The organism is Amycolatopsis lurida, from assembly GCF_900105055.1.
In the GTDB taxonomy this organism is placed as follows: domain Bacteria; phylum Actinomycetota; class Actinomycetes; order Mycobacteriales; family Pseudonocardiaceae; genus Amycolatopsis; species Amycolatopsis lurida.
Genome location: NZ_FNTA01000004.1, coordinates 1,916,986 through 1,943,985 on the forward strand (window position 1 = coordinate 1,916,986; position 27,000 = coordinate 1,943,985).

Annotated in this window: 23 protein-coding genes; 12 read left to right on the forward strand and 11 right to left on the reverse strand. The window is 69.8% G+C overall.

The annotated features are described in order from the left end of the window. Nucleotides 1-28 precede the first annotated feature (28 nt). Both BLW75_RS14115 and BLW75_RS14120 read left to right on the forward strand, forming a co-directional pair. The gene (locus BLW75_RS14115; RefSeq protein ID WP_034314006.1) at nt 29-727 is read left to right on the forward strand and encodes a TetR/AcrR family transcriptional regulator; all 699 of its coding nucleotides are present in this window, start codon (nt 29-31) and stop codon (nt 725-727) included. 97 nt (nt 728-824) lie between these two features. Further along, entirely contained in the window at nt 825-1,766 is a 942-nt protein-coding gene (locus tag BLW75_RS14120; protein WP_034314004.1) for an alpha/beta hydrolase, read from the forward strand. Between the two features lie 2 nt (nt 1,767-1,768). Here the strand turns inward: BLW75_RS14120 and BLW75_RS14125 are convergent, their stop codons facing one another. The 6 genes from BLW75_RS14125 to tig all read right to left on the reverse strand — a co-directional run bounded on the left by BLW75_RS14125 (nt 1,769) and on the right by tig (nt 7,609). Then, entirely contained in the window at nt 1,769-2,689 is a 921-nt protein-coding gene (locus BLW75_RS14125) for a sensor histidine kinase (protein WP_277814970.1), read from the reverse strand. 75 nt (nt 2,690-2,764) lie between these two features. Next, nucleotides 2,765-3,145: a hypothetical protein gene (locus tag BLW75_RS14130; RefSeq protein WP_034314000.1), complete on the reverse strand. Its 381-nt coding sequence runs from the start codon at nt 3,143-3,145 to the stop codon at nt 2,765-2,767. A gap of 104 nt (nt 3,146-3,249) precedes the next feature. Continuing rightward, the gene (gene clpX / locus BLW75_RS14135) at nt 3,250-4,545 is read right to left on the reverse strand and encodes an ATP-dependent Clp protease ATP-binding subunit ClpX (protein WP_034313997.1); all 1,296 of its coding nucleotides are present in this window, start codon (nt 4,543-4,545) and stop codon (nt 3,250-3,252) included. A gap of 218 nt (nt 4,546-4,763) precedes the next feature. Beyond that, entirely contained in the window at nt 4,764-5,435 is a 672-nt protein-coding gene (locus BLW75_RS14140; protein ID WP_016332354.1) for an ATP-dependent Clp protease proteolytic subunit, read from the reverse strand. 28 nt (nt 5,436-5,463) lie between these two features. Beyond that, entirely contained in the window at nt 5,464-6,066 is a 603-nt protein-coding gene (locus BLW75_RS14145) for a ClpP family protease (protein ID WP_016332353.1), read from the reverse strand. Between the two features lie 172 nt (nt 6,067-6,238). Then, nucleotides 6,239-7,609 carry a trigger factor gene (tig, locus tag BLW75_RS14150; RefSeq protein ID WP_034313995.1) on the reverse strand — a complete coding sequence of 457 codons (1,371 nt, stop codon included), beginning with the start codon at nt 7,607-7,609 and terminating at the stop codon, nt 6,239-6,241. A 606-nt stretch (nt 7,610-8,215) separates the two neighbouring features. Between tig and BLW75_RS14155 the strand changes: the two genes are divergently transcribed. From BLW75_RS14155 to BLW75_RS14185, 7 genes are all read left to right on the forward strand, one after another. After that, nucleotides 8,216-10,228 carry a fatty acid desaturase gene (locus BLW75_RS14155; protein ID WP_034313991.1) on the forward strand — a complete coding sequence of 671 codons (2,013 nt, stop codon included), beginning with the start codon at nt 8,216-8,218 and terminating at the stop codon, nt 10,226-10,228. Between the two features lie 217 nt (nt 10,229-10,445). After that, nucleotides 10,446-11,978, forward strand: coding sequence for a sensor histidine kinase (locus BLW75_RS14160; RefSeq protein WP_034313988.1), 1,533 nt, complete (start codon nt 10,446-10,448; stop codon nt 11,976-11,978). 4 nt (nt 11,979-11,982) lie between these two features. Further along, the gene (locus tag BLW75_RS14165; RefSeq protein WP_034313985.1) at nt 11,983-13,833 is read left to right on the forward strand and encodes an ArnT family glycosyltransferase; all 1,851 of its coding nucleotides are present in this window, start codon (nt 11,983-11,985) and stop codon (nt 13,831-13,833) included. A 74-nt stretch (nt 13,834-13,907) separates the two neighbouring features. After that, the gene (locus BLW75_RS14170; RefSeq protein WP_241783681.1) at nt 13,908-15,161 is read left to right on the forward strand and encodes a bifunctional glycosyltransferase family 2/GtrA family protein; all 1,254 of its coding nucleotides are present in this window, start codon (nt 13,908-13,910) and stop codon (nt 15,159-15,161) included. 4 nt (nt 15,162-15,165) lie between these two features. Continuing rightward, nucleotides 15,166-17,007, forward strand: a complete 1,842-nt coding sequence (locus BLW75_RS14175) for an ArnT family glycosyltransferase (RefSeq protein WP_034313982.1) — start codon at nt 15,166-15,168, stop codon at nt 17,005-17,007. Nucleotides 17,008-17,051: 44 nt separating this feature from the next. Continuing rightward, nucleotides 17,052-17,873, forward strand: coding sequence for a hypothetical protein (locus BLW75_RS14180; protein ID WP_241783680.1), 822 nt, complete (start codon nt 17,052-17,054; stop codon nt 17,871-17,873). A gap of 149 nt (nt 17,874-18,022) precedes the next feature. Beyond that, nucleotides 18,023-18,721, forward strand: a complete 699-nt coding sequence (locus BLW75_RS14185) for a PP2C family protein-serine/threonine phosphatase (protein ID WP_034313979.1) — start codon at nt 18,023-18,025, stop codon at nt 18,719-18,721. 9 nt (nt 18,722-18,730) lie between these two features. Here the strand turns inward: BLW75_RS14185 and BLW75_RS14190 are convergent, their stop codons facing one another. Genes BLW75_RS14190 through BLW75_RS14205 form a run of 4 tightly spaced genes read right to left on the reverse strand, consistent with a single transcriptional unit; the run spans nt 18,731 to nt 21,642 of the window. Further along, nucleotides 18,731-19,195 (reverse strand): DUF2127 domain-containing protein, encoded by a 465-nt coding sequence (locus tag BLW75_RS14190; RefSeq protein WP_034313976.1) that lies wholly within the window; start codon nt 19,193-19,195, stop codon nt 18,731-18,733. Between the two features lie 43 nt (nt 19,196-19,238). Continuing rightward, entirely contained in the window at nt 19,239-19,643 is a 405-nt protein-coding gene (locus BLW75_RS14195) for a hypothetical protein (RefSeq protein WP_034313974.1), read from the reverse strand. A 39-nt stretch (nt 19,644-19,682) separates the two neighbouring features. After that, on the reverse strand, nt 19,683-21,140 hold the full coding sequence (locus tag BLW75_RS14200; RefSeq protein ID WP_034313972.1) for an amidohydrolase: 1,458 nt from the start codon (nt 21,138-21,140) through the stop codon (nt 19,683-19,685). Nucleotides 21,141-21,189: 49 nt separating this feature from the next. Next, the gene (locus BLW75_RS14205) at nt 21,190-21,642 is read right to left on the reverse strand and encodes a MarR family winged helix-turn-helix transcriptional regulator (RefSeq protein WP_034313971.1); all 453 of its coding nucleotides are present in this window, start codon (nt 21,640-21,642) and stop codon (nt 21,190-21,192) included. Between the two features lie 143 nt (nt 21,643-21,785). On the opposite strand from BLW75_RS14205, the gene BLW75_RS14210 reads away from it, so the two are divergent. From BLW75_RS14210 to BLW75_RS14220, 3 genes are all read left to right on the forward strand, one after another. Continuing rightward, nucleotides 21,786-22,967 (forward strand): MFS transporter, encoded by a 1,182-nt coding sequence (locus tag BLW75_RS14210; protein WP_034313968.1) that lies wholly within the window; start codon nt 21,786-21,788, stop codon nt 22,965-22,967. A gap of 28 nt (nt 22,968-22,995) precedes the next feature. Beyond that, nucleotides 22,996-23,829 (forward strand): aldo/keto reductase, encoded by an 834-nt coding sequence (locus BLW75_RS14215; protein ID WP_034313965.1) that lies wholly within the window; start codon nt 22,996-22,998, stop codon nt 23,827-23,829. 171 nt (nt 23,830-24,000) lie between these two features. Continuing rightward, nucleotides 24,001-25,884 (forward strand): M48 family metallopeptidase, encoded by a 1,884-nt coding sequence (locus BLW75_RS14220; protein WP_034313962.1) that lies wholly within the window; start codon nt 24,001-24,003, stop codon nt 25,882-25,884. A gap of 285 nt (nt 25,885-26,169) precedes the next feature. Here the strand turns inward: BLW75_RS14220 and BLW75_RS14225 are convergent, their stop codons facing one another. Then, entirely contained in the window at nt 26,170-27,000 is an 831-nt protein-coding gene (locus BLW75_RS14225) for an SAM-dependent methyltransferase (RefSeq protein ID WP_034313960.1), read from the reverse strand.

Below are 27,000 nucleotides of genomic sequence, written 5' to 3' on the forward strand. Positions count from 1 at the left end.
ATAACAGGGTTATGGGACACTGGCAAGCATGGCATCGAAACCCTCCGCCGCCGAGGTCAAGGCCAAGCTGATCGAGGCGGCGATCCGGCTGCTCTCCGACGGCGGTCCCGAGGCGCTCCAGGCCCGCAAGCTGGCGGCCGAAATCGGCGCGTCGACCATGGCCGTGTACACCCACTTCGGCGGGATGGGCGCCTTGGTGAACGAGGTCGCCCGCGAGGGCTTCCGGCGGCTGTCGGCGAATTTGGGCGAAGTCGAGGAGACCGACGACCCGGTCGCCGACATCCTCACCCTGGCGCTGGCCTACCGGCGGACGGTGCTGGACAACCCGCAGCTCTACGCGGTGACCTTCGGACAGAGCCAGCCCAGCGGGCAGAAGGCCACCCTCGGCGACATGACCAAAGAGGAGACCCGGCAGAACGCCAGCGAAGAAGGCATCGAGGCGTTCGGCTTCCTCGTCCGCGCGGCGAAGCGGGTGATCGACACGGGCCGGTTCCGTCCGGCCCCGGAGTTCGAAGTCGCCGCCCAGCTCTGGAGCGCCGTGCACGGCTACATCACGCTGGAGGTCGCCGGCCATTTCGGCGAGGGCGAGAATGGTGTGGACCACATCCTGATTCCCCTGGCCACCGCCCTCGGCGTGGGTCTCGGCGACACTTACGAGGCCGCGACGCGGTCCGCGCGGATCTCGATCGAGACCTGGCGCGCGAAAGAGGGAAACATCGGCACCTGATCCGGCGATACCCCGGTCACAGGTCGGTGAATCGTGCAACCTTCGAGCGGGAACGCTCGTCTGACCTGGTGGAAGCTCGACGGGGGAACGGGGATCGGTGAACGAGGACGACCAGGGGCACACGACACTGCCGGGGGTGGACGGCGCCCGCCGGTGGCTGAGCCGTCGGTCCGTGCTGATCGCCGGCGCCTCGGGTCTCGGAGTCGCCGGGCTCGCGGCCGGAACGGCCACCGGAGCGCTGCCGTTCAGCGAAGCGCTCCAGCGGGCACTCGGTGTCGCGTCGCCGACGCCGGCCACACAGCTGGGCAGCCCCCGCGTCGAACGCGTCTACTCCGAGGCCCGCGGCCGCGAGGTCGATCTCGTGCTCATGCTGCCGACCAAGGCCCCGCCCAACGGCCTGCCGATGTCGCTGATGCTGCACGGCCTCCACGGCACGGCACGCCACGCGGCTCCGACCGGGCTGCTCAAGCAGCTGAGCAGCGACGTCGCCCGCAAGGCGGTGCCGCCGTTCGGGTTCGTCGCCGTCGACGGCGGTGACCACTACTGGCACGAGAACCAGCCCGGCGACAACCCGATGGCGATGCTGCTCGAAGAGGTCCCCCGCTTACTGGCCGCCCGCGGCCTCGGCGGCCGGGACGGGCAGCCGTTCGCCGCCACGGGGCTTTCGATGGGTGGTTTCGGCGCACTGCTGTACACCCGGCGCCGCCTGGAACGCCGTCGTCCGCCCGCCGCGGTCGCGGCGCTCGCGCCCGCGCTGATCACGTCGTGGGCCGAGATGAGCAAACGGCGCGCGTTCCGTGACGCCGCCGACTGGGGCTCGCTGGATCCGTTGCGCCACATCGATGTCACCAAGAGCGTGCCGACCGGGATCTGGTGCGGGACCGAAGACCCGTTCATCGGCGGGGTGCGGAAGTTCATCTCCGAAGCGCGGCCCCTGGTCGCGCACACCGCACGCGGCAAGCACGGCGACACCTTCAACCGCACTGTCGTCCCGAGCCTGATCGCGTTCCTCGGCAAGCACGTCCCGAAGCACGCCTGAATTCAGACGCGGAAGTAGATCCTGGTCACGGTCGAGCCCGGTCTGAGGTACTGCCGGACCAGATCGGCGACCTGGTTCACCAGCACCAGGCCACGTCCGCCAAGTTGCCCCGGCAACGCGGGACGGCGGCCCGCCAGCGGATCGCTCAAGGTGCCTTCGTCGACGACCTCGCAGAGCACGTGGCCCTCTTCCCGCCACACACGGACGACACCGTTGCCCGAACCGTGCAGCACGCTGTTGGCGGACAGTTCCGCCACGGCGAGCACGAGATCCTCCACCCGGTCGTGGGCGAGCCCGCTCTCTTCGGCCCGCATCTGCGCGAACCGGCGCACCGCGGCGAGCCTGCCGAGGTCGAAACGGAACGCGTCGGCCGACCGCGGCTCCGGCAGCGGCAGGTTGTACTTCTCGACGACCGCGTCGGGCGCGTAGCCCGGGCTCGGGCGATCCCCTTCGGCGCCGGAAAGGATCGGGTGGGTCCGCTCCGCGTCGGCGAGGACGTCGTCTTCGAGCCGGGTGCGGTCGTACGGACACAGGATGCTGAGGTCGCGGTCCGTGAAGGCGAAGTTGATCAGTGCCTCGTGCTGCGCGCACGCCGGGTACTCGACGGCCGAGCGGCCCGCCCAGATCGGCTCGCCGATGATCCGGACCGGCCCCGGCCGGTTGTTCGCGAACGCGAGCAGCACACCGGGAAGGATGCGGCCCGGATTCCGGCCCGCTTCGCTCATGTCGATGAGTTCGACCTCGGCGGCGGCATCCCCCAAGGCCGCTTCGATCAGGCCCAGGTTCCGGCCGGGCACGGCCACCGCGACGGGCTGGTCGTGCTTCAAGCCCTCCAGGATGTACGGGATCGTACCGTCCAGGTACTCGGAGTCACCGGAGTAGAGCAGGCCCACATGGGAGAAGGGCCCAGCGGTGACTGTCACGGACTCGTCTTACCCCGTCTACGGGATTTTGAAACCCTTCGAACGGAGGGAAATCCGGAAACAGCGCCGGGCCGATCAGCCGAGCCAGCGTCCCGCCATCGAGATCAACCAGAATCCGGCGAGCGTCGCACCGGTGAACAGCCCGGTCCAGGCGACGAGCGACTGGTTCGCCTCCGCGCTGCGCGCCGCCTTGATCCGGATGAGCGCGTACGCCGAAACGGCGAAGAACGGCAGCGGGATCAGCGGCAGCGGCGACAGGCGGACGACCCCGGCCACCAGGCAGGTCCCCACCAGCACGCCCAGCGCGATCGTCAGCGCGCGCGGGATCCAGGAATGCCCGCGGTAGGCCCCGACGACGATGCGTTCGGTGAGTTCGACGAGTCCCCTGACCTCGCGTGGACTCGCGGCTGCCAGTTCGGGAGCCTCGTTCTCGTCCTTCGTGGAAGTCAGCGGCACCTTCTCATCCTATCCCGGTCCGGTCACCGGCCGGACCGGGCCGGAGAAACCGACGCCCCGGCCGGAAGGATCCGGCCGGGGCGTCGGCGACGAAAGTGCGTTCCCTAGGCGGACTTCTCGCCGCGCTCGCTGCTGCGACGGCGTGACGGCTGACGCGCCACGATCGTCGGGTTCACGTTCTCGCGGACGGTCTGCTCGGTGATGACGACCTTCGCGACGTCGTCGCGGCTGGGGATGTCGTACATGACCGGCTGCAGGACCTCTTCCATGATCGCGCGCAGGCCACGGGCGCCGGTGCCGCGGAGCACGGCCTGGTCGGCGATGGCCTCGAGCGCGGTCTTGGTGAACTCCAGCTCGACGTTGTCCATCTCGAAGAGCTTCTTGTACTGCTTCACCAGCGCGTTGCGCGGCGTGGTCAGGATACTGACCAGCGAGTCCTTGTCGAGGTGGGTCACCGTCGCGACGACCGGGAGACGCCCGATGAACTCGGGGATCAGCCCGAACTTGATCAGGTCCTCCGGCATGGTGTCGGAGAAGATGTCGCTCTCGTCGATCTCGGCCTTGGTGCGGATCTCCGCGCCGAAACCGAGGCCGCGCTTGCCGACCCGCTCGTTGATGATCTTCTCCAGCCCGGCGAACGCGCCGGCCACGATGAACAGCACGTTCGTCGTGTCGATCTGGATGAACTCCTGGTGCGGGTGCTTGCGGCCGCCCTGCGGCGGCACCGACGCGGTGGTGCCCTCGAGGATCTTCAGCAGCGCCTGCTGCACGCCCTCACCGGACACGTCGCGGGTGATCGACGGGTTCTCCGACTTCCGGGCGATCTTGTCGACCTCGTCGATGTAGATGATGCCCGTCTCGGCCCGCTTGACGTCGTAATCCGCCGCCTGGATCAGCTTGAGCAGGATGTTCTCGACGTCCTCGCCCACGTACCCGGCTTCGGTGAGCGCCGTGGCGTCCGCGATCGCGAACGGGACGTTCAGCATCTTCGCCAGGGTCTGGGCCAGATAGGTCTTGCCACAGCCCGTCGGCCCCAGCATCAGGATGTTGGACTTCGCCAATTCGACGGTCTCGTCCTTGGAATCCTTCGGCCCGGACTTGTCGTCGGACTGCACACGCTTGTAGTGGTTGTACACCGCCACGGCCAGCGATCGCTTCGCGTCGTCCTGGCCGATGATGTACTGCTCGAGGAACTCGTGGATCTCGGCGGGTTTGGGCAGCTCGTCGAGCTTGACCTCACCGGCCTCGGCCAGTTCCTCTTCGATGATCTCGTTGCAGAGATCGATGCACTCATCGCAGATGTAGACCCCGGGGCCGGCAATGAGCTTCTTCACCTGCTTTTGGCTCTTGCCGCAGAAAGAACATTTCAGCAGGTCGCCGCCGTCACCGATCCGTGCCATGGCCGTTGACCTCGTCCCCTCCGGCGCGATGTGCGCCTGACTGTCTTACCGCCCCGGTCACGGATGACCGCTCGGAGCCTCACACACTGCCACTGACGGTACCCGCCCGATGCCGTCGGCGGGAGAACCAACGCCACATCTGAGCACGCCAGAAGCTGACCATAGACCAGGGATCCGGTGCGTGTCGTCTCCCGACACGCACCGGTCCCCTCCCGCGATCAGCTGCTCGAAGCCTTGCGGTACTCGAGCACCTCGTCGACGATCCCGTACGCCTTGGCCTCGTCGGCCGTCAGGATCTTGTCGCGCTCGATGTCCTTCTTGACCTCGTCGGCGTCCTTGTTCGTGTGCTTCGCCAGGATGACCTCCATCTGGCGCCGCACCCGCTGGATCTCGTTGGCCTGGATCTCCAGGTCCGAGACCTGGCCGTAGGTGCCCTCGGTGGCGGGCTGGTGGATCAGCACGCGCGAGTTCGGCAGGGTGAACCGCTTGCCGGGGGTACCGGCGGCCAGCAGCACCGCGGCGGCCGAGGCGGCCTGGCCGATGCACATGGTGACGATGTCGGGGCGGACGTACTGCATCGTGTCGTAGATCGCCATCAGCGCGGTGAACGAGCCACCGGGCGAGTTGATCAGGATCATGATGTCGCGGTCCGGGTCCTCGTGCTCGAGGTGCAGCAGCTGGACCATGACGTCGTTCGCCGACGCGTCGTCGATCTGCACGCCGAGCATGATCTGACGCTCTTCGTACAGCTTGTTGTACGGGTTCGATTCCTTGATGCCGTAGCTCGTGCGCTCGACGTACGAGGGCAGGACGTACCGCGACTGCGGCAGCTGGAGCCGCGACTGCATCCCGGGCGCCTGCGACCCGATCGGAAGCTGGAAGTTGCTCATTGAATTCTCCTGATGTGCCGGGCGCGGATCAGCTGTTGGGAAGCGGGTTCTCACGAGTGAGGACCTGGTCCACGAAGCCGTAGTCCTTCGCCTCCTGCGCGGTGAACCAGCGGTCGCGGTCACCGTCCTTGACGATCTGCTCGACCGTCTGGCCGGTCTGCTCGGCGGTGATCCGGGCCAGCTCCTGCTTCCACTTGCCGAACACCTCGGCCTGGATGGCGATGTCGGAGGCCGTGCCGCCGACACCCGCCGAGGGCTGGTGCATGAGGATGCGCGCGTGCTGCAGCGCGTACCGCTTGCCGGGCGTGCCGGAGGAGAGCAGGAACTGCCCCATCGACGCGGCCAGGCCCATCGCGTAGGTCGCGACGTCCGGGCGGATCAGCTGCATGGTGTCGTAGATCGCGAAACCCGCGGTGACCGAGCCACCGGGCGAGTTGATGTAGAAGCGGATGTCCGACTCGGAGTCGTCTGCGTCGAGCAGCAACAACTGGGCGGTGATCCGGTTGGCGACCTCGTCGTTGACCTCGGAGCCGAGGACGACGATGCGCTCCTGGAGCAACCGCTCGAAGACCGAGTCGGTGAGGTTGAGCCCTGCGGTACCGGTCCGCGCCTGGGGCGTGTGCTGCGTCACGTCATGCCTGCCTTTTCGCCGACGGCGGCGGGTGGAACGTTCGCCGCCGCGTATGTCCAGATGCTTGAGGATCTTGCAACCGACCCTAACGAACTTGGGCGGTGCAGAATGCCTGACACCGCCCAAGTTCGCTTACAGCTTTACGGTCCGTTTCGAGCGGACCGGATATTCCCTACTCGGCCGCAGTCTTCGCGGGTTCCTCGGTGACCTGCGTCTCCTCGGCTGCGGGGCCGAAGAGCTCTTCGAGGTCGACCGTGGCGCCGGAGGCGTCGGTCACGGTGGTCTTGCGGACCACCGAGGCCAGCGCCTTGCCGCGGCGGACGTCGGCGTAGATCGCGGTCAGCTGACCGGACTGCTGCGCCCGCTGGACGTACTCGTCCGGGCTGACGCCGAAGCGCTGCGCCTGGTAGATGATGCGCTCGGTGAGCTCGCCGTCGTTGACCGACGTCTGCTCGGCGTCGGCGATGCTGTCCAGCAGCAGCTGCGTGCGGACCGCCTTCTCCGACTCCTCGCGGACCTCGGTGTCGAACTCCTCGATCGTGCGGCCTTCGGCCTCGAGCGCCTTCGCGAACTGCGCCTCGTCGTGGTCGAAGGGGTGGATCGCGTCGTGCTTGCGGTTCTCGATCTCGGCCTCGAGGACCTTCTCCGGGATCGCGACCTCGGTGCGCTCGATCAGCTCCTCGAGGACCTTGTCGCGGGCCTGGACGCCCTGCTGCATCTTCTTGACGCGGCCGAGGCGCTCGCGAAGGTCGGCCTTCAGCTCGTCGATCGTGTCGAACTCGCTCGCCATCTGGGCGAACTCGTCGTCCGCCTCGGGCAGCTCGCGCTGCTTGATGGTCTGCACGGTGACGGTGACGTCGGCGTCCTTGCCGGTGTGCTCGCCGGCGACCAGCTTCGTGGTGAAGGTCTTGGTCTCGCCGGCGTTCGCGCCGATGATCGCCTCGTCGATACCGTCGACGAGCTGGCCGGAGCCGATCTCGTAGGACAGGCCGGTGGTCGAGGCCTCCTCGACCTCCTGACCGTCGACGGTGGCCGCGAGGTCGATCGAGACGAAGTCGCCGTTCTCGGCCGGGCGGTCGACACCGGTGAGCGTGCCGAACCGGGCGCGCAGCTCGTCGAGCTGCTCGTCGACCTCGGCGTCGGTCAGTTCGACGTCGTCGACGCTGACCGAGAAGCCTTCGAGGTCGGGCAGCGAGATCTCCGGGCGGATGTCGACTTCGGCGGTGAACTCGAGGACCTCACGGTCCTCCAGCTTGGTCACCTCGAACTCGGGCTGGCCCAGCGTGCGGACCTCGCCCGCGCGCACGGCTTCCATGTACTTGGCCGGAATGACCTCGTTGACGACCTCGTCGAGCACCGGGGCTCGCCCGATCCGGCTTTCCAGCACGCGAGCCGGCGCCTTGCCCGGGCGAAAGCCGGGGATGCGCACCTGCTGGGCGATCTTGCGGTAGGCGCGGTCGAAGTTCGGCTTGAGCTCGTCGAACGGCACCTCGACATTGATCTTGACTCGCGTCGGGCTGAGCTGCTCGACGGTGCTCTTCAACGTATTCTCCTCGAGCGGTAAACGATGTGTTGGGGCATCCGCACGTCGTCGACGGCGGATGTGCCCTGGTCACCTTGCAGACCGGGCCGTCCGAGTCTAGGCCGTGTCCTGTGGCTCTGTTCGATGGGGTTCGTGATCCAGGTGGTTCCCGGCGGTGCGGACGGGTCGGCCTCGTACCGGGTCGCGCTCGGCCGCGTCCGCCCGTGCCGCCTGGGCGCGGAGACCACGAGCAGGCCCACAGGAGTACGGGCTGGGCCGTGTCGCTCGCCGGTCCGGTCCCGGGGGCCACCAGCCCGCCTCTCCCGCCGATCGCGGGTTTCGAACAACGTCGGACCAACCGGCCTCCGACCACCCGATCGGACCAGTTTTCGGTTCTTCTCTGTTACGAACCGGCCCTTTCCTGGACACGGATGCGTGCCACGATTCACCATCGGGCGCCGTGACGAGGCGTTTCGGCGATCGGATGAAGTTTACAAACCAATACTAATTGTCTACGGTGTGACAGCTTGTCCCGGTAGCATCGACCGAGGGGAACGATCGATGACCGTCGCCGTAACCCGGTCCGAGGACACGGGGGAATCACCCGAGAGAAGGCCGAGACGCGGTGTGCCCAACCCGCGGCTGCCGCTGCCGGTGGTCTCGGTGCCGACAGTGTTGTTGTTCGCCGGTGGCGTCATGGTCTGGACGGGCGCCACCTGGCTGGTCGTCAACGAGGCCGCGCCGCTCTGGGTGACCATTCCCCTGCACGCGCTCGTCACCTTCACCATGTTCACCGTGCTGCACGAGTCGACGCACCACGCGGCCGGGCAGCTCACCTGGGTCAACGAACTGCTCGGCAGGATCGCGATGCCGTTCGTGGCGGCCTACGGATCCTTCCCCCTGGTGCGCTACATCCATCTGGAGCACCACCGCAACACCAACGAGGACGCCCACACCGATCCCGACGCCTGGACCGCCCACGGCCCCTGGTGGCAGCTGCCGCTGCGCTGGCTGACCATCGACTTCTGGTACGCCCGCTTCTACGTGGCCCGGCAGCGCACGCGGCCGCCGTCGGAACGGGCCGAGACCGCGGCCGTCGTCACGCTGAGCCTCGCCGCGTTCGCCTGGCTGACCGTGAGCGGCCACGGCTGGGAACTGCTGATGGTCTACCTGATCCCGCAGCGCGTCGGGCTGGCCGTGCTGGCCTGGTGGTTCGACTGGCTGCCGCATCACGACCTCGGCGCGCAGCGGCAGAACCGGTTCGGCGCCACGCGCGTCCGTGTCGGGCTCGAATGGCTGATGACGCCGATCATGCTGTGCCAGAACTACCACCTGGTGCACCATCTCCACCCGGCGATCCCGTTCTACCGGTACCTGCGCACGTGGAAGGACAACCGCGACGCGTACCTCGCCAGGGACGTCCCGATCGCGACGCCGTGGGGCCGCGAGCTGACGTCGTCGGAGTACCGCGAATGGCGCCAGCTCACCGGCTCGTTCGACGAAGAACCGCCCGCACCACAGCCCCGGCGGCCGAGCCGGTTCCATGCGCTGCGGGTCGCCGAGGTCCGGCCGCTGTGCGAGGGCGCCGTCACCGTGACGTTCGACGTGCCGGAACGGCTGCGGGAGACCTTCCGGTTCAGCCCCGGCCAGCACCTCGTCATCCGCGCGGAGGTCGACGGGGAAGAGGTGCGGCGCGCCTACTCGATCTGCTCGACGCCGGACTCGGGTGTGCTGCGGATCGCGATCAAGCACCAGCTCGGCGGCGCGTTCTCGACGTTCGCCACCACGGAACTCGCGGCGGGGGACACGCTGGACGTCCTGCCCCCGGACGGGGAGTTCACCCTGGCCCCGGCGCGGGGCCGTGCCGGGCGGTACGTCGCGCTCGCCGCGGGCAGCGGGATCACGCCGATCCTCTCGATCCTGACCGCGGCCTTGCAGGACGAGCCGAACAGCAAGGCGACCCTGCTCTACATCAACACCTCCGGGGCCAGCACGATGTTCGCCGACGAACTGGGCGCCCTCGCCGCGCGGCTGGGCGGGCGGCTGCACGTCGTGCATTACCGCACCGACGAACGCGACCCCGATCTGCGCACACAACGACTCGAAAGGCCGTTCGACATCGTCGGCGAGGCGCTCGCCATCTCGCACGAGCGCTACCAGCGCGGCCGCCTCGACGACACCCGGCTCCGCGCGCTGCTGCAGGCGCGGCTGCATCCGGCGAAGGTGGACGAGTGGTTCCTGTGCGGCCCGCGCGACCTCGTCGACATGGCCCGCCGGACCCTCGCGGACCGGGACGTCCCCGACGAGAACGTCCACTTCGAACTGTTCCAGGGCGCGCTGCCCGTCCGGCCCTCGCGGCGGCGGGGCCCGACGCTGACGGTGACCGTGGGCGGGAAGACCGCCGAAATCCCCGCGACGGTGGGCGAAACCGTGCTCAGCGCCGTGCTCCGGCACGGCGTCGACGCGCCGTACGCGTGTGTCGGCGGGGCCTGCGGCACCTGCCGGGCGACGGTGGTGCGGGGCAGCGCGCGGATGGACGTGCACTACGCGCTCGGGGACGACGAGGTCGCGGCGGGACGGATCCTCACCTGCCGGGCGGTGGCCACCTCGCCCGAGCTGGGCGTGGACTACGACCGCTGAGGCGCGTGGCCCGTCGGGCGATCGCGCGTGCCTGGATGGACGACACGCGTGATCAGACGGACGACACACGTGTCCAGGCGGACGGCTCGCGGCGGCACACGCGTGTCGTCCATCCAGTCACGCGTGCCGTCCGTCTGATCACCACGCGGTCGCGGCACACAGCGGGCTCACAGGCGGGACACAAGGCGCGCATACGAGCGCGGCGCACGCTCGGCTCATGGCAACCGGCTCGGCCCCGTCCACCGGCCCGCGCCGGTGGCCCCGGCCAGGGCGGCTTTCCCTGCGCGCCAAGCTGACCGGCTCGATGGTGCTGCTGCTCACCTTCGTCTGCCTGGTGACCGGGGTCGCCAGCGAGATCGCCCTGCGGTCGTTCCTCACCCGCCAGATCGACGACCAGCTCTCGGCCGCCTCGGCCCGCGCCCACGACTTCGCGAGCCGTCCACCGGAGGACGGCCTCGGCCCCGACCCCCTCAACGCGCCGGGCCAGGCCTCCGGCACGCTCAGCGTGCGCCTCTCCGGTGACCGGGTGTTGTACGCGGGAGTCCTTACCGTGCAAGGACTTCCCCAAGGCCTGTCGGCCGAGCAGGAGTCCGGCCTGTTCCTGATCCCGGCGGACCGGCCGCCGCTGACGCTGGCGCTCGGCGGTCTTGGCGACTACCGCGTGCAGGCCGTCTCGATCCCGGGTGGCGTGGTCGTCACCGGGCTCCCGCTCGCGCCGATGCAGGACACCTTGGCCACCGTCCGGTGGATCCTGTTCGGGGTCGCGGCGGCGGGGGTCGCCGGCGCCGGGTTCCTCGGCGCGTTCGCGGTCCGGCGCACACTCCGGCCACTCGACCGGGTCGCCGCGACCGCCGGCCGGGTGTCGGCCATACGGCTCGACCGCGGTCAGGTCGCGCTTTCCGTGCGGGTGCCCGAGCTCGACACCGACCCGCGGACCGAGGTCGGCCAGGTCGGTTCGGCGCTGAACCTGATGCTCGGGCATATCGCGCGGGCGCTGGAAGCACGGCATGCCAGCGAGACCCGGGTCCGCCGGTTCGTCGCCGACGCGAGCCACGAGCTCCGCACCCCGCTCGCGGCGATCCGCGGGTACGCCGAACTCGCCGGGCGCGGCAGCGCACTGGCGCCCGCGGAGGTCGCCCACTCGATGTCCCGGATCCAGTCCGAGGCCGCGCGGATGACCACCTTGGTCGAGGACCTTCTCCTGCTGGCGAGACTCGACGCGGGGCGGCCACTCGAAGCGGGCGAGGTCGACCTGACCCGGCTGGCCGCGGACGCGGTCGGCGACGCGTATGCCGCCGGTCCGGAGCACCGCTGGGAACTGCGGCTGCCGCCGGTCCCCGTGCTCGTCCGCGGAGACGTCCAGCGCCTGCACCAGGTACTGGCGAACCTGCTGTCCAACGCGCGCACGCACACCCCGCCGGGCACCACGGTGATCACCGCGCTGACCCCCTCGCCCAGCGGGGCCGCGGTGCTCACCGTCACCGACGACGGACCCGGTATCGCCCCCGAACTCCTGCCGAGCGTGTTCGAACGGTTCGCCCGCGGCGACTCCTCGCGGTCCCGGACCGCGGGCAGCACCGGGCTCGGGATGGCGATCGCGTCGGCCATCGTCGTGGCCCATCACGGCTCGATCGAGGTGCACAGCCGCCCTGGCCGCACGGAGTTCGCCGTCCGCCTGCCGGTGATCGGATCCTCACAGCGGGTGCACAGCTTCGGCACAACCACGCCCCAGGTCGGCCCCCGACGCTGACGCCATGACCCTCCTCGCCTCTCGCGACGAAGCCGATCGAACCGCTCCTCCCGCCCGGGACAAACCGGCCGATCCGCGCTGGGTCCGGCCGTCCGTGGCCGCGCTTCTGCTCGCGACCGCCGTCCTGTATCTCTGGGGCCTCGGGGAATCCGGCTGGGCCAACGCTTTCTACTCCGCGGCCGCGCAGGCCGGATCGGTGAGCTGGAAGGCGTTGTTCTTCGGTTCCAGCGACGCGGCGAACGCGATCACGGTCGACAAGACACCGGCCGCGTTGTGGGTGATGAGCCTTTCCGCGCGCCTGTTCGGCGTCGACGCCTGGAGTGTCCTCGTGCCACAGGCGCTGATGGGCGTCGGTTCGGTGGCGTTGCTGTTCGCCGCGGTGCGCCGGACTTCCGGTCCGGCCGCGGGTCTGCTGGCGGGTACGGTCCTCGCGCTCACCCCGGCCGCCGCGCTGATGTTCCGGTTCAACAATCCCGACGCGCTGCTCGTCCTGCTCCTGACCGCGGGCGCCTATTGTGTCGTCCGCGCGCTGGAGAAGGCGAGCCCGCGCTGGCTGGCGCTGGCCGGGGTCGCCGTCGGTTTCGGTTTCCTCGCCAAGATGCTGCAGGCGTTCCTGGTGCTGCCCGCGTTCGGGCTCGCCTACCTGATCGCCGCGCCGGCGCCGGTGGGCCGCCGCCTTCGGCACCTGCTCGGCGCTGTGATCTCCACCCTCCTGTCCACCGGCTGGTATCTCGCCGTCGTCGCGTGGTGGCCCGCCGCCGACCGGCCCTATATCGGCGGCTCGCAGGAGAACAGCCTGTGGGAACTGGCTTTCGGCTACAACGGGCTCGGTCGCATCACCGGTGACGAGGTCGGCAGTGTCGGTGGCAACCCCAACGGCGGCTGGGGCGGCACGGGCTGGGACCGGTTGTTCGGCAGCGAGATGGCGGGCGGGATCGCGTGGCTGCTCCCGGCCGCCGTCGTCGCGCTGGCCGCCGGGCTGTGGTTCACCCGCCGCGCGCCGCGCACCGATCTCGGGCGCGCGGCGCTGATCGTCTGGGGTGGCTGGTTCCTGGTGACCGCACTGGTGTTCAGCTACATGGGCGGAATCATCCACGCGTACTACACGATCGCGCTCGCCCCGGCGGTCGCCGCGCTCGTCGGCATCGCGAGCACGCAGCTTTGGCGCGCCCGGGGGAATCCGGCCGCCGCGGGCACCTTGAGCGCCGGGATCGGCTTGACCGCGCTGACGGCGTACCTCCTGCTGTCGCGGCAACCCGAATGGCTTCCCGGACTGTCGCTCGCGATCCTCGTGGCCGGTCTCCTGTGCGCGTTCCTGGCGTTCTTCGTCTCGCGTTTACCCGACGTGGCAAGACGCCTGGTCGCCGTCGGCGCACTGGTCACCGTTCTCGCGGGCACCGGCGCGTACACGGTCGCGACGGCCGCGACCCCGCATTCCGGCGCACTTCCTTCCGCCGGGCCGGAAACGGGCCGCGGTCTGCGGATGGGCGGGCCCGGCGGACTGCTCGGGGCGAGCCTGCCCGGTGACGACCTCGCCGCCCTGATCCGCCAGGACAGTGCGAAGTACACCTGGGCGGCGGCGACCGTGGGCTCCAACAACGCGGCGGGCTATCAGCTCGGCAGCGGCGCCCCGGTGATGGCCGTCGGCGGCTTCAACGGCACGGACCCGGCACCCACGCTGGAGCGATTCCAGGAATACGTCCGAAAGGGACAGATCCACTACTTTCTCGGCGAAGGCATGATGATGCGCGGCGAGACCGGCAGTGACGCCGCCGAGCGGATCGCCGCCTGGGTCGCGGACACCTACCGTCCGACCACTGTGGACGGTGTCACCGTTTACGACCTGAGCCGGTGAATCCCGTGACAGGACACAGCGACAGCACAGCTCGGGCACAAGGCGACCTCAGCGCGATGACCGAGATTGACACCATGACCACCGCGACCCTCTCCGGCGCCGACAGCGGCCGCCGCCCCGCCATCGCCCCGGACGGCTCCCCCGTTCTCGACGTCGTCATCCCCGTCCACAACGAGGAAACCGACCTCGAACCGTGTGTCCGGCGGCTGCACGCGCACCTCGTGGAGCAGTTCCCGTACCCGTTCCGGATCACCGTCGCCGACAACGCCAGCACCGACGGCACCCTGCGGGTCGCCGAACGGCTGAGCCGCGAATTCGACGACGTCGAAGTCCGCCACCTCGAAGAAAAAGGCCGCGGGCGCGCCCTGCGCTCGGTTTGGTCCACTTCGGACGCTCCGGTGCTGGCCTACATGGACGTCGACCTCTCGACCGATCTCGCCGCGCTCGGGCCGCTCATCGCGCCGCTGCTGTCCGGTCACTCCGACCTCGCCATCGGCAGCAGGCTCGCCCGCGGCGCTCGGGTGGTGCGCGGGCCGAAGCGGGAGTTCATTTCCCGTTGCTACAACCTGATCCTGCGCGGCACGCTGGCGGCGAGGTTCAGCGACGCGCAGTGCGGCTTCAAGGCCATCCGCGCCGACGTCGCCGAACGGCTGCTCCCCCACATCCAGGACACCGGCTGGTTCTTCGACACCGAACTGCTCGTGCTGGCGCAGAAGACCGGGCTGCGGATCCACGAGGTGCCGGTCGACTGGGTGGACGACCCGGACTCGTCGGTGAACATCATCGCCACCGCGACCGCCGACCTCAAAGGCATCGCCCGGCTGGCCAAGGCGACGCTGACCGGGCAGATCCCGATCAGCGGCCTTCGCGAGCAGCTGGGCCGCGCGCCGATCCAGGTGCGGGCGCCGGGCGTGGCACCGAGCCTGGTGCGGCAGCTGGTGCGGTTCGCCGCCGTCGGCGTCGCCAGCACAGTCGCCTATCTCGTGCTTTTCCTGCTGCTGCGGACGTTCACCGGTGCGCAGGCGGCGAACCTCGTCGCGCTGCTGGTGACGGCGATCGGCAACACGGCGCTCAACCGGCGCCTCACCTTCGGCATCCGCGGCCGGGAGGGCGCCGGACTGCACCAGTTCCAAGGCCTCATCGTGTTCGGTCTCGGGCTCGCGCTCACCAGTGGGGCGCTGGCGCTGCTGCACACGATGACCGCCCCCGGCCTGCCGCTGGAGATCACCGCGCTCGTGCTCGCGAACCTCGCGGCCACCGTCCTGCGTTTCCTGCTGCTGCGCGGCTGGGTGTTCCGCCGCCGCCCCGCCACCGAGATGGAGAACTGACCCCATGACCACCACACTCGTTTCCCGCGTGGAACCCGGCCGCGCCGGGGAAAACGCCACGAAACCATCCGGCCGGTGGGTCCGTCCCGCCGTCTTCGGCCTGCTCGCCGCCACCGCGCTGCTGTACTTCTGGAATCTGACCGCCTCCGGCTACGGCAACTCGTTCTACGCCGCGGCGGTACAGTCCGGCACGCAGGACTGGAAGGCGTGGCTGTTCGGCTCACTCGACGCCGGGAACGTGCTGACCGTCGACAAACCCCCGGCCGCGCTCTGGGCCACGACGGCGTTCGCCCGGGTCTTCGGTTTCTCCAGTTTCACCGTGCTGGCCCCGCAAGCGCTGATGGGAGTCGCCTCCGTCGGCCTCCTGTACCTGACGGTGAAGCGGACCTCCGGCCCCGTCGCCGGCCTGTTCGCCGGGGCGGCGTTCGCCGTCACTCCGGTCGCCGCGCTCATGTTCAAGTTCAACAACCCCGACGCGCTGCTGACGCTGCTGCTGGTCGCCGGCGGGTACTGCACGATCCGCGCGATCGAAAAGGCGAGCCCGCGCTGGCTGGCCCTCGCCGGCGTCGCCGTCGGGTTCGGCTTCCTGACCAAGATGATGCAGGCGTTCGTGGTCCTGCCCGCGTTCGGCCTCGCCTACCTGATCGCGGCGCCGACCTCGCTGGGCAAACGCTTGCTTCACCTGACCGGGGCCTTGAGCGCGACCGTCGTGTCAGCCGGCTGGTTCATCGCGCTGGTCGATCTGTGGCCGACCGAGTCCCGGCCGTACATCGGGGGTTCGGAGGGCGACAGCCTGCTCGAACTGGCGCTGGGCTACAACGGCCTCGGCCGGATCTTCGGCATGGGCGGCGGCGTGATGGTCGGCGGTCCGAGCGGGGTCGTGAGCGGCTCGGCCGGCGGGAACGTCGGCTTCGGCGGTGAGAGCGGCGTGACCCGGATGTTCGGCGCGAGCTTCGGCGGCGAGGTGTCGTGGCTGCTGCCCGCCGCGCTGATCGGGCTGGTCGCCGGACTGTGGTTCACCAGGCGGGCCGCCGGTACCGACCGGACGAGGGCCGCCCTGATCCTGTGGGGCGGCTGGATGCTCGTCACCTCGCTGGTGTTCAGCTTCATGAGCGGGATCGTGCACCCGTACTACGCCGTCGCGCTGGCGCCGTCGATCGCCGCCGTCGTGGCGATCTCCGGGACCTCGCTGTGGCGCGGCCGGGCGCATCTCGCGCCGCGGGTGTTCCTGTCGCTGATGATCGCGGCCAGCGCCGTCTGGGCGTACATCCTCCTGGACCGCAACGCGGACTGGCTGCCCGCGCTGCGCTGGATCATCGCCGGGCTCGGCCTGGCGACCGCGACCCTCGTGCTGGTGGGTGTCCCGCCGACGCGGAAACTCGTCACCGTCGTCGCGACGGCCGCCGTACTGACCGTCGGCCTCGGCGCCACCGCGTTCGGCGTCGAAACCGCTTCGCAGGCGCACTCCGGGTCCATTCCGATCTCCGGTCCGGCAGCGGACGACACCCGGGGAATGGAAGAGGTCTCCTCCGCGGAGATCGGGGCCCTGCTCGCCGCGACCACGACGAAATGGGCGGCCGCGACGTCGAGTTCACAAGGGGCGGCGAGCCTGGAGCTCGCCAGCGGGAAGTCGGTGATCGGCATCGGCGGCTGGAGCGGCAGGGACCCCGCACCGACACTGGCGGAATTCCAGCGGTACGTGGCGAACGGGGAAATCACCTACTACCTCGAAGGCGGCCGGGGCGGCGGTCCCGGTGGCGGCTCGAACGAGATCGCCGAATGGGTCGCCGAGAACTTCACCGCCACCACCGTCGGCGAGCAGACGGTGTACCGCCTGCTCGCCTGAAAATACGTCGACAAACGTTGGGGCGCGCGGGAACCCTGGACGGCGTGCATCGGCCGTACCGCTGGGATCTCGTGCGCCCCGACCAGCTCGGGACGCTACTGGAGCGCGCCGGAAAACCGTCGCTGTGGTTTCTGGACGAACTGATCGAATGCGCCGCGAAGGTGATCGCCCGCGCCGGTGACGCGGAGCTGTACTTCGTCGGGCGTTCCGCGGACAGCGTGCACGACCTGCTGAGCGGAACCCCTTGGCGGGAAAGGATCCACCAGTTGCCGCTGTCGTTCGCGGGCACCTGGGACGGCCTGACCGAGTCCGATGTGGACACTCTTCGCGGGTATCTCGCCTCGGCGGGCCTCGGCCCGCACGACCTGGCGCGCGGACGGCCGAAGGTGTTCGTCGACCTCGTCTACACAGGACAGACGTTCACCGGCCTCTACGGACTGTTGCGGGCCTGGGTCGACGACGAGCGCGAGGCCTGGAGCATCATCCGCGGGCGGCTCCGGTTCCTCGGGATCACCATCCGCGAGGACACGAGCCCGTCGGCGTTCCGCTGGCAGCAGCAGCTCGACTGGCCCGCCGAACTGCCCGCGAACGGCGTCCGGAACATCTCGCTCGCTTGGCCGGTCTGGCACTACTTCGGCGACGTGCAGGAGAAACTCACCGCTTCCTTCCCGCGGCCACGCTGGTCGGACGAGAACGGCCGAGCGCCGGAGCATTCGGAACAGCGGCTGCGGGGGCTGGCCGAGGCGGTCGCGATCGTCGAGGCGGGGCGCTCGAAGGCGGGCCGGGACCTGCTGGTGCGGCATCTGCGTAAGGAACCGGCGATGGCGGAGAGCTGGCTGCGGACGCTGATCACGCGACTGCGCTGACCGGCCTCGTGAGTGGTAAGGACGGTTAGAACCGTCCTTACCACTCACGAGACGGGACCGACAGCTGCCTGTCACCCGCCCCTCAGCCGCCCCACAGGTTCACGGCGCACCCTGGAAGCAGGGAATCACCCAGGGGTGAGGAGAAGACCATGAGGGAGCTTCCGCACTGGCACACGGCGAGCGCGCAGGGGCCGCGCGAGCACAACGCGGACGCCGTCGCGGCGTACGCGGCCCCGGACGGCCGGGGGATCGTGTTCGCGCTGGCCGATGGAGTCGGAGATCACCCGAACGCGGCACGCGCGGCGCGGACGGCGGCTTCGGCGGCGGTCAGGACACCGGTCGAGCAGGGGGCAATCGGGGCCGTTCTCGCTGCTCAGCGGGCCGTGCTCGCCCTCGGCGAGGCCGGTGACTGCGTCCTCGTCGTGGCCGTGCGGACCGGCGAGGGGTATGGCATCGCGTGGGCCGGGGACGCACGGGCGTACGCTTGGGACGGTTACACCGTGCGGCAGGTGACGAAGGACCATACGCTCGCGCAGTACTTCCGCGACCACGGACAACCCGTGACACCGCGGATGGAACACGTCGTCACCACCAGCGTCCGCACGGCCGGTGCGCACGAGATCGGCACGGCCACCGTCACGGCCGGCGGGCTGCTGCTCACCAGCGACGGTGTGCACAAGACGCTCAGCGGTCCGACCATGCTCGACATCCTCGGGATGCCGGACAGGGCGGCCACCGAGCTGGTGCGGACGGCGATTTCGCTCGGTGGCTCCGACAACGCCACCGCGCTCGTGGTGGATCCGCCCGGCGCGGAGGTCACCACGGAAAAGTTTCGCGTCGCGGCCTGAACCGGGCGGTCAGGCCGCGACGCGATCCCTCTTCAACTGACGGTATTCACGCAGCACCAGCACGACGATCACCACGTCGAGGGCGGCGAAGAACGGAAGCGCGAGAGAGTGCGTGTGGATCGCGCGGAAGATCTCGTAGACCACGAACGCCGAAAGCACCACGGCGGCGACGGGGTACGCCCGCATCACCTTCTTCGCCAGCGCCCAGACCAGGCCGAGTTTGATGATCCCGTGCGCGACGAGGTACACGACGGCGAACGTCCGGCCCTCGGCGAAGTGCCCAGCAGCGAGTTCGAGGTGCCGGGCCAGCGTTCCTTCGGGGTCACCGAGCAGGTCACGCGTGACGACGGCGTGCGCGAAACCGGAGATGAGCGACGCCGGCACGATCAGCAGGACGAGCCCGCCCAGCAGCTGCAAAGCGCCGTCCAGCCCCTTCAGGGTGATGGCGATCCGGAACAGCTTCTCGGTGCTCATGTCACCTCACCCTGCCGCAGCCCGCCGCCGCGCGCAGCCGCCGTCACCGGAACAGGCGGCCCCGGCAGGTCGGGCACCGCTCGTGCCGCGCGGTCCGCCCGGAGAGGTCCCTGCCGTAGAAGGGAAAGCACGGCGCACCGCAGACGGCGAGGTAGATCCGCCCGCAGCGCAGCGGCCGTTCGCCGACGTGGTGGGCCACGGCCAGCGCCCGGTGGTGCGCGCCCGCTTCGGGCAGCCAGCCGTTGCCGGGCAGCTTCGCGAGCACGTCGGCGTTGACGTCGTCCGAGCGACGCAGCAGGGCCGCACCCAGGTCGGTGAGCCGTTCCCCGAGATCACGGAGGACGTCGGCGCGCGGCACGTCGTCTTCGACCATTCGGGTGACGAAGCTGATGTCGGTGCTCAGGGAGCCGTGAAGGTCCCGGAGCCGGTCGAGCAGACGGTGATCCATGCCCTTCCATTAAGGCGTTGCGCCCGGGCAAGGAAAGGCTCAAGACGCGTAGGTGACCCGGCCGTCCATGATCGTGGCGGTGACGGGGATGTCGCGCAGCCCGGCCGGGGACAGCCGCGCCGGATCCACCGCGGTGACGACCAGATCCGCGACGTCCCCGACGGCCACCCCGGTCCGGCCACCGGACGACGCCGCGAGCGCGGCCTCCAGCGGCATGGCCTGCTCGGGATGCCACGGCGGACGCTCGTCGTCGGTGCGGCTGACCGCCGACGCGATCGCGTCCCACGGGTCCAGCGGCGCGACCGGCGCGTCCGAGCCGAACTCCAGCGTCACCCCGGAGCGGTGCAAGGCGCCGTACGGGAAAGCCCGATCGGTCCAGCCGTGCCAGTGCCGGTCGGCGACGTCGCGGTCGTCCGGCTGATGGGCGGGCTGCACGCTCGCCACGACCCCCAGCTCGGCGAACCGCTCGACGTCCTCGGCGCACAGCAGCTGTGCGTGCTCGATGCGGCCGGCGCAGCCGACCTTCGCGAAGGCGTCGAGCGCGATCTTGTTGGCGTGGTCGCCGATCGCGTGCACCGCGGGCGTGAGGCCATGCTCGGACGCCTTGCGCATCAACGGTTCCAGCTCCTCGGGCGGCAGTTCGAGCAGCCCGTGGGAGTCGGTTCCGGCATAGTGACCCACGCAGTAGGCGGTGCGCGTGTTCAGCGAACCGTCGACGAACAGCTTGAACGGGCCGACCGTGAGCAGCCCGCCGCTGCCCTCCAGCACGTCTCCGGACCGGTGGCCGCGTTCGATGGCCGTGTCGAGCAGGTACTTCGCGATCACGCAGGAAACCCGGACCGGCAGGGGTTTCCGCGCCAACCGTCGCCGCCAGTCGGTGACCGTGTCGGCGTATTCGTAGTCGACGATCCTGGTGACGCCGCGGGCGGCCGCCGCGTCGAGGGCGTCGGCCACCCAGCCGTCGACGACGTCCTCGGGAGCGATCGGGAGTTCGGCCGTCGCGCTCATGCAGTCGTTCTCCAGGAGCACCCCGGTCGGATGCTCGCGGCCGATGAGTTTCAGCGCGGCCGGGCTGAGCCACAACGTGTGGAGGTCGGCGCTGAACAGCGCGACCGGATGCCCTGGCAAAGCCTTCTGCAGCAGATCCTTGTGCGGGGCGTCGGGCCAGAGTCCGTCGCGGAACCCGGCGCCGAGCACGAGTTCACCGGGCGGCACGGGATGCACCAGCAGGTGTGCCAGCACCAGTTCGACCGTGTGCGCGGCGGACGTCGCCTCCCCCAACGGAATGCGGCGGCGCGCCGCCGACCACTGGGCGGTGTGCACGTGCGCGTCGATCAGGCCGGGCAGCAGGGTGCCGCCGTGCCCGTCCAGGATCTCCGACGCCTCACCCGCCTGCCCCGGCCCCGCGATGGCCGCGATCCGGCCGCCCTCGATCCGCACGTCCGATAGGGAACCCGCCAAGCCGACCCGGACCCGGCGCAACAGAAGATCGTCCACGCCCTCACCTTGCCAGCCCGCCTCGCGAGTAGTCACCTACTTGCGATGGTCAGGAGCGGGCGAAGGTGAGCTTTCCGAGCGCGGCGACCAAAGGCGCGAGTTCGGGGAGTTCTTCGGCGGCGGCGAGCGCCTCGGTGAGGACGGTGTCGTGCGTCGGCCGCGCGGCCGCGAGCAGTTCCTGCCCCGCAGGCGTGACCTCCGTGTAGATCCCCCGCCGGTCGTCCGGGCACAGGTACCGCTGCAGCAGTCCCCGGTCTTCCAGCCGCGACACCAGCCGGGTCGTCGCCGACTGGCTGAGCACGACGGCGTTCGACAACTGGTTCATCCGCAGGTGGAAACCGTCCTGACGGGCGAGCACGTCCAGCACGGTGTACTCGCTGACGGACAGCGAGTGCTCCTGTGCCAGCGCGCGCTCCAGCGCGTCCTCGATCCGCGCGTGCAGTGCGGCCAGGGTCCGCCAGCCCTGCGCGCGTGCCTCCACGGCGTCGTCGGCCAGTGACACGGTTCACCTCTTCCCCGGTTGCCCGAGCTTCGTTGCGTCATGCATCATCAAGCGTGTGCAATATACGGCGCGTGCAACTATTTCGGACGCCCGTAGTTGTCAACGCCAGACAACACCACTCTACGGGAAGAAGTGAGCCTTCAATGCCTGCCGCTCTGCTCGCACTGGCGATCAGTGCCTTCGGTATCGGCACCACCGAGTTCGTGATCATGGGCCTGCTGCCCGAGGTCGCGGGCGACTTCGGCGTCTCGATCCCCTCCGCCGGGCTGCTGATCTCCGGATACGCGCTGGGCGTCGTGGTCGGTGCCCCGCTGCTGACCGCGCTCGCGTCGCGGGTGCCGCGCAAGACGGTCCTGGTCGGCCTGATGGTCCTGTTCATCGCCGGCAACGTCGTTTCCGCGCTGGCCCCCACCTACGGCCTGCTGATGACCGGCCGCGTGGTCGCCGCGCTCTCGCACGGCGCGTTCTTCGGCGTCGGCGCGGTCGTCGCCGCTTCGCTGGTCGCGCCGACCAAGCAGGCGGGCGCCATCGCGATGATGTTCACCGGGCTGACCGTCGCCAACGTTCTCGGCGTCCCCGCCGGGACCGCGCTCGGGCAGGCACTGGGCTGGCGTTCGACGTTCTGGGCGGTCAGCGCGCTCGGCGTGCTCGGCCTGATCGGGATCCTCGCGCTGGTGCCCGCGCAGGCGACGACGAAGAGCGCCGGACTGCGCAGTGAACTCGCCGTGTTCCGGCGTCCCCAGGTGTGGCTCGCGCTGGCGATGACCGCGCTCGGTTTCGCCGGCGTGTTCGCGTCCTTCACCTACATCGCCCCGATGATGACCGAGGTCGCCGGCTTCTCCCCCGGCGCGGTGACCTGGCTGCTGGTGCTGTTCGGCGGCGGCCTGTTCGTCGGCAACCTGCTCGGCGGCAAGGCGGCCGACCGGTCGCTGATGCCCAGCCTGTACGTCATCCTCGCCGTGCTCGCGGCCGTCCTGGTCGTGTTCGTCTTCACCGCGCACGCCCAGCTCCCCGCCGCGATCACCATCGCGGTCTTCGGCGCCGCCGGTTTCGCGACCGTCGCGCCGTTGCAGGCCCGCGTCATGAACAAGGCCGAAGGCGCGCCCGCGCTGGCTTCGGCGGCCAACATCGCCGCGTTCAACCTCGGCAACGCCGGGGGCGCGTGGCTCGGCGGGAAGGCCATCGACGCCGGCCTCGGCTACACCGCGCCCAACTGGATCGGCGCCGCGCTCGCGCTCGCCGGACTGCTGGTAGCGGTCATTTCGGGCATGCTCGACCACGGGCGGCGAAAGGCTCGTCGCGCCGAACTGGCCCCCGCCGCCTGACCCGCAAGTACCCACGAAAGGAACGCAAGTGACCGACATTCCCACCGTCGAGCTCAACAACGGGGTGGAGATGCCGCAGCTCGGGTTCGGCGTCTTCCAGGTGCCGGACGAGGAGACCACCGCCGCGGTCAAGGCCGCGCTGGACGCGGGCTACCGCAGCATCGACACCGCCGCCGTCTACGGCAACGAAGCGGGCGTCGGCAAGGCGCTCGCCGAAGCCGGGATCCCCCGCGACGAGCTGTTCATCACCACCAAACTGTGGAACAGCGAACAGGGCTACGACGCCACGCTGAAGGCGTTCGACGCCAGCATGGCCAAGCTGGGCCTCGAGAAGCTGGACCTCTACCTCATCCACTGGCCGACGCCGGAGCGCGATCTCTACCGCGACACGTGGAAGGCGTTCGAAAAGCTCTACGCCGACGGCCGGGTGCGCGCGATCGGCGTGTCCAACTTCCAGCCCGCGCACCTCGAACGGCTTCTCGACGCCGCTTCGGTGCCACCGGCGGTCAACCAGGTCGAGGTACACCCGTACCTGCAGCAGGCCGAAGTACGCGAATTCGACGCGGAACACGGCATCGCGACCGAGGCGTGGAGCCCGCTGGCCAAGGGCGGCGACCTGCTCAGCGAGGGCGCGATCACCGCGCTGGCCTCGAAGCACGGCCGCACGCCGGCGCAGATCGTCCTGCGGTGGCACCTGCAGCTGGGCAACGTCGTCATCCCGAAGTCCGTGACCCCTTCGCGGATCAAGGAAAATCTCGACGTCTTCGGGTTCACGCTGTCGGAGGAGGACATCGCGTCGCTGTCCGTGCTGGACCGCGGTGAGCGGACCGGGCCGGATCCCGACACCTTCAACGTCGCCTAGTCACTAGGCCTCGTGAGTGGTTAGGACGGTTAGAACCGTCCTAACCACTCACGAGGCTTCGGACTGTCGCAGGTAGCGGGCGTAGCGCTTTGTTTCGGCACGAGCCCGCTGCGTAGCCGGTTACTATTCGGCCGCACAGACGGCACTTGTGCGAAAAGAGGTAACCGGACGATGCAGGCCCGAGGACGCGCCGTCCTCGCGACACTTCTGCTCGTGGCGTTCCCAGTGGTGGTCGTCGCGGTGGGTGTCGCCAGTGTGCTGGCGGGCCTGCGGATCCAGGGCAAGATCGGCACCTACGTCATGCTCGGCGGACTCGCGATCATGATCGCGCTCGGCTTCGGGCTGGTGAGCGCGCTGCGGGCGCGGCGTCCCCCGTTCGAGGGGCCGCGGCTGGACCGCGAAGCGCATCCCGCGCTGTGGGCGATGATCGACGACCTCGCCGCCCAGGTGAAGACGCGACCGCCGGACGAGATCGTGCTGATCGGGGAGATCAACGCCGCGGTCAGCGAGGACGCCCGGTTCCTCGGTCTGCGGCCGGGCCGCCGCACGATGCTGATCGGGCTGCCGCTGCTGGCCGCGCTGAGCGTGAGCGAGCTGCGCGCGGTGCTCGCGCACGAACTCGGCCACTACAGCGGCGGCCACACCCGCCTGCTCGCGCTGACCTACCGCGGCACCGAGACGCTCGCCTTCACCGTCGACCGGCTGGACGGCGGCCCCGCCAGGGCCTTGCTCTCCGCGTACTCGAAGCTGTACCTCCTGGTCGCGCGGTCGGCGAACCGGCGGCAGGAACTGCAGGCCGACGAGGCGTCCGTGCTCGCGGCGGGCAGCCGGACGGCGGCCGCGGCGCTACGGAAGGTCGCGACGCTGAGCCCGCTGTGGAAGGACTACTCCGAGCGCTATCTCTCGCTCGGCGCGGCGGCGCGGCGCACTCCCGCCGTCCTGCTGGGGTTCCGGTCGTACCTCAACCACCCCGTCCAGCGCGACTGGGTGGCCGAGTACGCCGACGACATCATCGACGGCGAAGAGCTGTCGAAGTACGACAGCCATCCACCCACGAAGCGGCGGATCGCCGCGCTGGCGGGTGTGCCGGACAACCCGGTGAAGCCGGACGCGCGGCCGGGCTGGTCGCTCCTGGGCGCGCCGAAGATCGACGTGCCCGAAGCGGAGCTGGAGGTGCTGGTCCGCGACGTCGGGCCGCGCGCGGACTGGGACGAGGTCGTCAAACGCGCGGGCCGGGCGTCGGTGGCCGAGGGCGCGAAAATGCTGACCTCGGCCGGGATCGAGAGCAGGCTGGCGCCGCGCGGCACGATCGGCGAGGTCGTCCGGGTCCTGCGTGACGGAGACGCCGACGCGCTCGCCAAACCCCTTCGGGCGCCGTCCCGCGAGGAGGGTCTCGCACTGCTCACCGAGCTGTTCGCCGACACCGTCACCGCCGCGATGATCGACAACGGCGTCGCCGCGCACCGGCTGAACTGGGGCGGCGGCTGGGAACTGTGCCTCGGCGACGGCGAGCCGTTCGACGTCGCCGAACTGGTCGGCCCGGCGGTACGGAGCCCGCGCGCGGTCGACGAACTGGTCCGCAATCTGCAACTGCTGAGCGTGCCTGCCGGGTATTTCTGCAAGCAGGAACCGCAGCCCGAGCCGGATCCCGCCGAGGCCAGGATGCTCGGGATGTTCACCGCGCTCAAGGCCAAGCGGAAGCTCTACGACCTGATCGTCTGCGACACGGAAGTGGTGCTGCTGCCGATGGCGCGTTCGGTGCTGATCCGCCGCGGCCTCGCCGGCCTGATCGGGGCGCGCGGCGTGTCGGACCGCAAGCGGATCCGGAAGCTGCGCGAGCGCGGCCTCGACGATCTGCGCGCCGAACCGGGCGCCCGGCGGATCCCGTTCGCGGACGTCGTCGCGGGCGGTTTCCCCCGCCGGAAGCTCACCGCGTACCTGAGGCTGGAACTGTCCGGCGGCGAGACGCTGGAACTGGCCTTCACCGGCAACACCGAAGACTTCGGGACCGCTCACGACGAGCTGAAGGCGCTCTTCGGGTCGCTGAGGGCTTGACGCGCTTTTGTATCGGGCCCGCTGTCACACGAGTTGCGAAAGCCACTTTCGCAACATTGAAGGTTGCGAAAGTGGCTTTCGCAACATTGAAGGTTGCGAAAGTGGCTTTCGCAACATTGAAGGTTGCGAAAGTGGCTTTCGCAACACAGCTGGAAGTGGCGAGCCTGCGCCGACCGTTGCACGGGGGAACGGCCCTTCACGCACGTCTCGAGAGCCACTTTCGCCACATCTGATGTCTCGAAAGCCACTTTCGCGACCCAGGCGCCGCCGAGGCCCGACGACGCCCTAAGGCTTGATCCCCACACCGCCGAGGCTCAGGTGGTTCAGCTCGGTCAGCGGGGCGAGGCGCGGCCCTTCCGGCCACCATTCGTGCAGGTGGACGACGCCGGGCTCGAGGATCTCCAGCCCGTCGAACAGCGACTCGATCTCGCCGCGGCCGCGGTGCACGGTGCGGTGCCCGGTGCTCGCCATGAGGTCGTCGAGCTTCCTGGCGAGCGCGCCGCGTTCGCCCTCGCCCGGCGTGAAGTCGTGGGTGATCAGCACGTAGGAGCCGGGGGCGATCGCGTCGACGTAGCCGCGGACGACGGCCTGCGCCTCACCGAGGTCTTCGATGTGGTGCAGCACCGAGTTCAGGATGACCGCGACCGGGCGGTCGAACTCGATGTGCTCGGCGACGACCGGATCGGCGAGGGTCTGCTCCGGGTCGGTCAGATCGGCGCCGCTCACGTGGACGAGGAGGTCCTCCAGCAACGCCAGCCCGTGCGCCTGGACGACCGGGTCGTGATCGACGTACACGACCAGCGCGTCCGGGTTGTACCGCTGCGCCGCCTGATGCGTGTTCTCCGAGGTGGGCAGGCCGGACCCCAGGTCGAGGAACTGGTCGATACCGCGGGCTCCGGCGAGGAACCGGACCACCCGGTTCGCCCAGGAGCGGAACTCCTTGGCGATGGCCGCGGCGTCGGGGGCCACGGCGAGCAGGTCCTCGACCGCCCGCCGGTCGACCTCGTAATAATCGTGTCCGCCGAGAAGGACGTCCTTCATCCGGGCGAGGTTGGGCTTGCTGTAGTCGAGGGGAAGCGGGCGCCTCGGCACAGACCGGACCTCGTCCGAAGTCAT

Coding starts and splice junctions, on each gene's coding strand:
- BLW75_RS14165 (WP_034313985.1), top strand. CDS start 11,983: ATGACCCTCCTCGCCTCTCGCGACGAAGCCGATCGAACCGCTCCTCCC.
- clpX (WP_034313997.1), bottom strand. CDS start 4,545: ATGGCACGGATCGGTGACGGCGGCGACCTGCTGAAATGTTCTTTCTGC.
- BLW75_RS14170 (WP_241783681.1), top strand. CDS start 13,908: ATGACCACCGCGACCCTCTCCGGCGCCGACAGCGGCCGCCGCCCCGCC.
- BLW75_RS14225 (WP_034313960.1), bottom strand. CDS start 27,000: ATGACTTCGGACGAGGTCCGGTCTGTGCCGAGGCGCCCGCTTCCCCTC.
- BLW75_RS14115 (WP_034314006.1), top strand. CDS start 29: ATGGCATCGAAACCCTCCGCCGCCGAGGTCAAGGCCAAGCTGATCGAG.
- BLW75_RS14195 (WP_034313974.1), bottom strand. CDS start 19,643: ATGGATCACCGTCTGCTCGACCGGCTCCGGGACCTTCACGGCTCCCTG.
- BLW75_RS14220 (WP_034313962.1), top strand. CDS start 24,001: ATGCAGGCCCGAGGACGCGCCGTCCTCGCGACACTTCTGCTCGTGGCG.
- BLW75_RS14160 (WP_034313988.1), top strand. CDS start 10,446: ATGGCAACCGGCTCGGCCCCGTCCACCGGCCCGCGCCGGTGGCCCCGG.
- BLW75_RS14210 (WP_034313968.1), top strand. CDS start 21,786: ATGCCTGCCGCTCTGCTCGCACTGGCGATCAGTGCCTTCGGTATCGGC.
- BLW75_RS14175 (WP_034313982.1), top strand. CDS start 15,166: ATGACCACCACACTCGTTTCCCGCGTGGAACCCGGCCGCGCCGGGGAA.
- BLW75_RS14190 (WP_034313976.1), bottom strand. CDS start 19,195: ATGAGCACCGAGAAGCTGTTCCGGATCGCCATCACCCTGAAGGGGCTG.
- BLW75_RS14185 (WP_034313979.1), top strand. CDS start 18,023: ATGAGGGAGCTTCCGCACTGGCACACGGCGAGCGCGCAGGGGCCGCGC.
- BLW75_RS14140 (WP_016332354.1), bottom strand. CDS start 5,435: ATGAGCAACTTCCAGCTTCCGATCGGGTCGCAGGCGCCCGGGATGCAG.